This window comes from Acidithiobacillus ferriphilus (genome assembly GCF_018854775.1).
Lineage (GTDB): Bacteria > Pseudomonadota > Gammaproteobacteria > Acidithiobacillales > Acidithiobacillaceae > Acidithiobacillus > Acidithiobacillus ferriphilus.
Genome location: NZ_JAAZTY010000109.1, coordinates 1 through 4,949 on the forward strand (window position 1 = coordinate 1; position 4,949 = coordinate 4,949).

7 protein-coding genes are annotated in these 4,949 nt (G+C 61.0%); 3 read left to right on the forward strand and 4 right to left on the reverse strand.

The window, feature by feature from the left end; genetic code table 11:
* The first annotated feature begins 20 nt into the window (after positions 1 to 20).
* The 3 genes from HF921_RS08175 to tolB are packed head-to-tail and all read left to right on the forward strand — an operon-like array spanning position 21 to position 2,348.
* Entirely contained in the window at positions 21 to 143 is a 123-nt protein-coding gene (locus HF921_RS08175) for an ExbD/TolR family protein (RefSeq protein WP_319025483.1), read from the forward strand.
* Complete coding sequence (gene tolA / locus HF921_RS08180; protein WP_215861751.1) at positions 140 to 1,084, forward strand: cell envelope integrity protein TolA; 945 nt, start codon at positions 140 to 142, stop codon at positions 1,082 to 1,084. Before HF921_RS08175 ends, tolA begins: the two co-directional genes overlap by 4 nt.
* On the forward strand, positions 1,077 to 2,348 hold the full coding sequence (gene tolB, locus HF921_RS08185; protein WP_215879491.1) for a Tol-Pal system beta propeller repeat protein TolB: 1,272 nt from the start codon (positions 1,077 to 1,079) through the stop codon (positions 2,346 to 2,348). Before tolA ends, tolB begins: the two co-directional genes overlap by 8 nt.
* 12 nt (positions 2,349 to 2,360) lie before the next feature.
* Here the strand turns inward: tolB and queC are convergent, their stop codons facing one another.
* From queC to pal, 4 genes are all read right to left on the reverse strand, one after another.
* Positions 2,361 to 3,041: a 7-cyano-7-deazaguanine synthase QueC gene (queC, locus tag HF921_RS08190; protein WP_215861752.1), complete on the reverse strand. Its 681-nt coding sequence runs from the start codon at positions 3,039 to 3,041 to the stop codon at positions 2,361 to 2,363.
* Between the two features lie 2 nt (positions 3,042 to 3,043).
* Positions 3,044 to 3,688 (reverse strand): 7-carboxy-7-deazaguanine synthase QueE, encoded by a 645-nt coding sequence (queE, locus tag HF921_RS08195; RefSeq protein ID WP_064218736.1) that lies wholly within the window; start codon positions 3,686 to 3,688, stop codon positions 3,044 to 3,046.
* Positions 3,688 to 4,491 (reverse strand): tol-pal system protein YbgF, encoded by an 804-nt coding sequence (gene ybgF / locus HF921_RS08200; RefSeq protein WP_215893645.1) that lies wholly within the window; start codon positions 4,489 to 4,491, stop codon positions 3,688 to 3,690. The genes queE and ybgF overlap by 1 nt, the downstream gene beginning before the upstream one ends.
* A gap of 20 nt (positions 4,492 to 4,511) precedes the next feature.
* On the reverse strand, positions 4,512 to 4,949 hold a 438-nt coding region (gene pal, locus HF921_RS08205), incomplete at its 5' end, for a peptidoglycan-associated lipoprotein Pal (RefSeq protein ID WP_215893646.1).

Here is a 4,949-nt window from a genome sequence, read left to right on the forward strand (position 1 = left end):
CCGCCGCCAGCCATGATCAGGTGCAAGTGCTGGTGGGCGGTGATGCGCATGTGGATTACGGCAAGGTCATGGCGGTCATGGCGCGTTTGCAGGAGGCAGGTATTTCCCATGTCGGCCTGCTGACCCGCCAGGAGGGCCATTGAAAGAACGCAAATCGTTCTGGCCGCTGGCACTGGCCATCGCGCTCAATAGCGCGATACTGGCGGCCTTGTTCTGGAGTTTTCATATGGAGGTGCCGAGTGCCGGAGACACCCCGATGCAGGCGCAACTGAGTAGCGGCATGCCCCCGGTTGCGGCACCGGCGCCGCAACCGAAGCCCGCGCCGAAGCCCGCGCCGGTACCACCGCCCGCACCAAAACCGGTGCCGGTGCCAAAACCCAAGCCATCCACTCCACCGCCACCCAGCGCCGCGCAGAAGGCCGCAGAAAAAGCGGCGCAAGAAAAGGCCGCGGAGCAGAAGACCGCGCAGATCACCGCCGAAAAACAGGCCGCCGAGAAGCGGGCTGAGGAACTGGCGGCGCGCGCAGCGCATGAGAAAGCTGCGCAACGGGCGGCCGCCAAAGCCGCCGCGCAGAAAGCGGCGGCAGAAAAGGCCGCCGCCGAAAAACAGGCGGCGCAAAAAGCGGCTGCCGCACAACGCGCTGCGGCGCTGAAGCAGCAACTCGCCAAGCAACAGGCCAAGGCCGCAGAGGCGGCGCGGGCCAAGGCACTGCAGCAGCGGATGGAAGCCAGGGCCAAACTGCAGGCCGAGGCCAACATGGCGGCGGCGCTGGCTAAGCAGGCGGCGGAAAATCAGCGATTGTCCGCTATTTTCGGTAGCGAAATTGCAGAACGCGTGAAGAGACATTGGCAGCCCGTTTTTGCGCCCAACCTTCATTGTCAGGTAAGAATTAAGCTTTCACCGCAAGGGCAGCTGGAAGGCGACCCGGCAATTACCCAGTCCAGTGGAAATGCGCAATTTGATTCAGCGGTGATTGCTGCGATTGAAGCGGCGGCACCGTTTCCACCACCCATTGGGTTGTCTTACTCGGAATTTAAAGTCGTGAATATCGTCTTCAGCGCTAAGGAGCTCAGCAATGGCTAAAAAGTTAATATTTATTTGGCTGCTATCGCTTATAACATGGACTGTTGCACTTCCCGCCCAGGCAGCGCTCACGGTGCAAATCACCAAAAGTGTTGCCTCGGCTCTGCCTATCGCCATTCCTTCCTTTGGTCCGGGCATAGCCGGGCAGCCAACCGTCGCCGATGTGGTCCGTAATGACCTGCGCCACAGCGGCTTGTTCCGGGTCATTGACCCGGCGGGCTACCCCGGCGACCCGCGCTCGCCCAGCGGCGTGAAGGCGACCGATTGGACAACGGTGGGCGCCACCGGCCTTGCCGTGGGTTCTGTGGAACCGCTGAACGGCGGGTATGTGGTCAATGTCTATGTCTACAACGTCAGCACGGGGCAGGAACTCGTCGCCAAACGTTTCACCTGCTCCGCCGCTGAATTGCACATGACCGCGCACCACGTCGCGGATGTCATCTACCAGGCCTTTACCGGCAAACCCGGCCCCTTCGCCAGCCGGATCGCCTATGTCCGGCAGACCGGCGAAAATTACGAACTGCTGGTGGCTGAATCCGATGGCTGGAATCCGCACCCCATCGTGCGCGGTATCATGCCGGTGTTTTCACCGGTCTGGTCGCCGGATAATCACCGCCTGGCCTATACGACCTACGCCAATGCCCGGGCCGTGATTTATGTACAGGATCTGGCTACCGGACGGCGCCAGTCCATCGCCCCCGGCGGCGAGATTGTCAGTGCTCCGGCTTTTTCGCCCAACGGCGAAGAATTGGCGTATGCCCGCTCCTCCGGCGGCCATACGGAACTCTACGTGGCGAATTTGCGCACCGGACAGCGCCGCAAGCTCACCAACGATGACGCTATCAATACTTCCCCGACCTGGTCAGCGGACGGCAGTCGGATCATATTTGTCTCCGACCGCGCCGGTGGTCCGCAGATCTATGAAATGAACGCGAGCGGCGGCGGCGTGCATCGCCTGAGCTACGACGGCAACTACAATGCCGGTCCGGTCTATTCGCCCGCGGGCAATGCGATCGCCTTCATTCACCGCACCGCTGGCGTCTATGCCCTCGCCGTGATGAAGCCGGATGGCAGCGGTGTGCGCGTGCTGGATGCCCAGGGCAATTGCGATCATCCGAGCTTCGCCGGTAACGGCCAGATGATCCTCTACGGCACCCAGCGCGGCGGGCACAAAGTGCTGGCGGAGGTCAGTCTGGACGGCAAGACCATGGCCATTCTGCACAGTAATGCGGGGGAGGATAGCCAGCCGGCCTGGTCCCATTAACCGACGCGGCGCTCAGGAACCCTGATAAGGCGTGGGATCGGCAATCCCCGCCTTTTGAAAGCCTTCCCGACGCAGACGGCAACTGTCACAGCGACCACAGGACCGACCTTCGGCATCGAGCTGGTAGCAGGAGCGGGTCATGCCGTAATCCACACCCAAACGGCTGCCGAGACGAATGATCTCGCTCTTGTTGAGAAACTGCAGGGGCGCATGAATACGTGGTCCGCGGGCTTCGTCCCCGAGACGGGTGGCCACCTGCGCCAGCGCCTCAAAAGCCTGTACGAATTCGGGGCGACAGTCCGGATAACCGCTGTAATCCTGGCTGTTCACTCCCAGAAAGATATCTCTGGCTCGCAGCACTTCCGCCAACGCCAGCGCCAACGCCAGAAAGACGGTGTTGCGCGCCGGCACATACGTGATGGGTATGCCCGGCGTCAATCCGGTCTCGGGGACGCTGATTTCCGGATCGGTGAGTGCGGAGCCGCCAAAGGCCGCCAGATCAATATTGACCACCCGATGGCTGGCGGCGCCCATGGCCTGTGCCAGCAATCCCGCGTAGTGCAATTCTTCCTTATGGCGTTGCCCATAATCAAAAGAGATGGCGTGGACTGCAAAGCCGTCCCGGCGCATGAGCGCCAGCACGGTGGCGGAATCCAGTCCGCCGGAGAGGAGTACGACGGCAGGCGTTGGCATGGTCAATGTCCGGGCAGATCGCCCCAGATCAGTTTGTGCAACTGAATCTGCAAGCGTACCGGCAGATGGTCAGCGAGTATCCATTCGGCGAGATCGCGCAAGGCAAGCGCACCATGGCTGGGAGAAAAGAGTATTTCACAGCGCTCCGCCAATGCCTCCCGCGCGAGTACATCTTTGGCCCAATCGTAATCGGCGCGACTGCAAAGCACGAATTTAATCTGGTCCTGCGGGTTAAGTAAGGGCAGATTTTCCCAGAGATTGCGTTCGCACTCCCCGGAGTCAGGGCTTTTGAGGTCGAGCACCTTCACCACCCGGGCGTCCACCCCCGCCACGGAAAGAGCGCCGCTGGTTTCCAGAAAGACTTCATAGCCCGCATCGCAAAGCTGCGTCATCAGCGGCAGCACATCGGCCTGTGCCAGCGGTTCGCCACCCGTCACCACCACCAAGCGATTGCCGCCAGCGCGAACGGCCTCCAAAATCCCGGCAATTTGCTGCCATTCGCCGCCATGAAACGCGTAGGCCGTATCGCAATAATGGCAACGCAAGGGGCAGCCCGTGAGGCGCACAAAAGTCGCGGGGCGCCCGACACTGCGGGTTTCCCCTTGCAGGCTGTGGAAAATTTCCGTGATGCGGAGCCGCCCCTCCATCACTTTTGGGCGGGTAATGCCTGCAACTGCGCCTCAGCCTTCTGTGCCGATGGCGTGCTCGAGTATCGCTTGATGATCTTGTCGAGGACGACGCGGGCTTTGCCGGACTGGCCGATGGCCTGATAGATTTCCGCCATGCGCAACATGGCTTCCGGCGCCTTGCTGCTTTGGGAGAAGCGGGTCTGCACGGTATCAAGACTTTTCAGCGCCGCGTCATTCTGGCCCAGCACATATTGCGCCTGCCCCAACCAGTAATACGCATCGGGAACCAGACTGCTTTGCGGATGCCTCTGGATGAAGCCCTGCAGAGCGGTTACGGCGGAGCCGTACCGGCCTTGGCGCAGCAGATCGAAAGCCTGCTGGTAATCAGACTGCCCCAAGCCTTGGATCGTGGGCGCCGAGGTGTTACTTGCGGCGCTGGCAATGACCGCAGCGGAATTGATAAGCGCCGCGTTACTGGCGGTGATAGCCGTGCTGCTGGTACTGGTTGTAGCAGAAGTCAGATTCGCCAGTTGTGCGGTCAATGCCTGCTGCTGAGTCTGCAGGGCGTGGGTTTTGGTGTCCAGTTCGCCGCGCAGATCGTGGACCTCCTGTTCCAGACGCTGGGTCCGGGCGAGGAGGTCAGCCAGCGCGCTCTGGCTGCCTTTGCTGGCCTGCTGAACCGCCACCAGGCTGCTCAGTTCGCCCTGCATGACCGCCATCTGCTGTTGCAACTGCAGCACTTTCTCGCCGGTTGACTCGGCCTGTGCAAAGGGGCTCAGGCATAGTAAGGAAAGGACGGGAAAAAGATGCCAGCGCTTCATCAGCAAACTCTCCTTGGCGTTCAGCCCTTATAGCCACCGCTGTAAACGAAGTCCACACGACGATTTTTTGCCCAGCAGGCAGAGTCGTTCGTGGTACACAAGGGATTGTCCTTGCCAAAGCTAACGGTGCTGACCCGTGCCACGCTGACGCCCTGGGATTCCAGGAACTGTTTCACGGTCTCGGCGCGCTGTTCACCGAGGGCCAGATTGTACTCCTGGGTACCGCGATCATCGGTATTCCCCTCCAGACGAACCTGAATATGGGGATGAGCGACCATGAATTGCGCATTCTGGGTGGCAATCTGCTGGGCCTGCGCATCCATAGAGCCACTATTGAATTCAAAATGCACCCGCAAATGCTGCGGCAAGGCGGCCAATTCAGCGGCGGTCAGGCCACTGTTGCCCCCGCCGATGGGACCGTTGGCATTGAGGTTCTGGCCATTGATGCCTTCACCGGC

What these genes read in the sequence shown, in the direction of transcription:
- queE (WP_064218736.1), bottom strand. Translation starts at nt 3,688, where the DNA reads ATGGAGGGGCGGCTCCGCATCACGGAAATTTTCCACAGCCTGCAAGGG.
- queC (WP_215861752.1), bottom strand. Translation starts at nt 3,041, where the DNA reads ATGCCAACGCCTGCCGTCGTACTCCTCTCCGGCGGACTGGATTCCGCC.
- ybgF (WP_215893645.1), bottom strand. Translation starts at nt 4,491, where the DNA reads ATGAAGCGCTGGCATCTTTTTCCCGTCCTTTCCTTACTATGCCTGAGC.
- tolB (WP_215879491.1), top strand. Translation starts at nt 1,077, where the DNA reads ATGGCTAAAAAGTTAATATTTATTTGGCTGCTATCGCTTATAACATGG.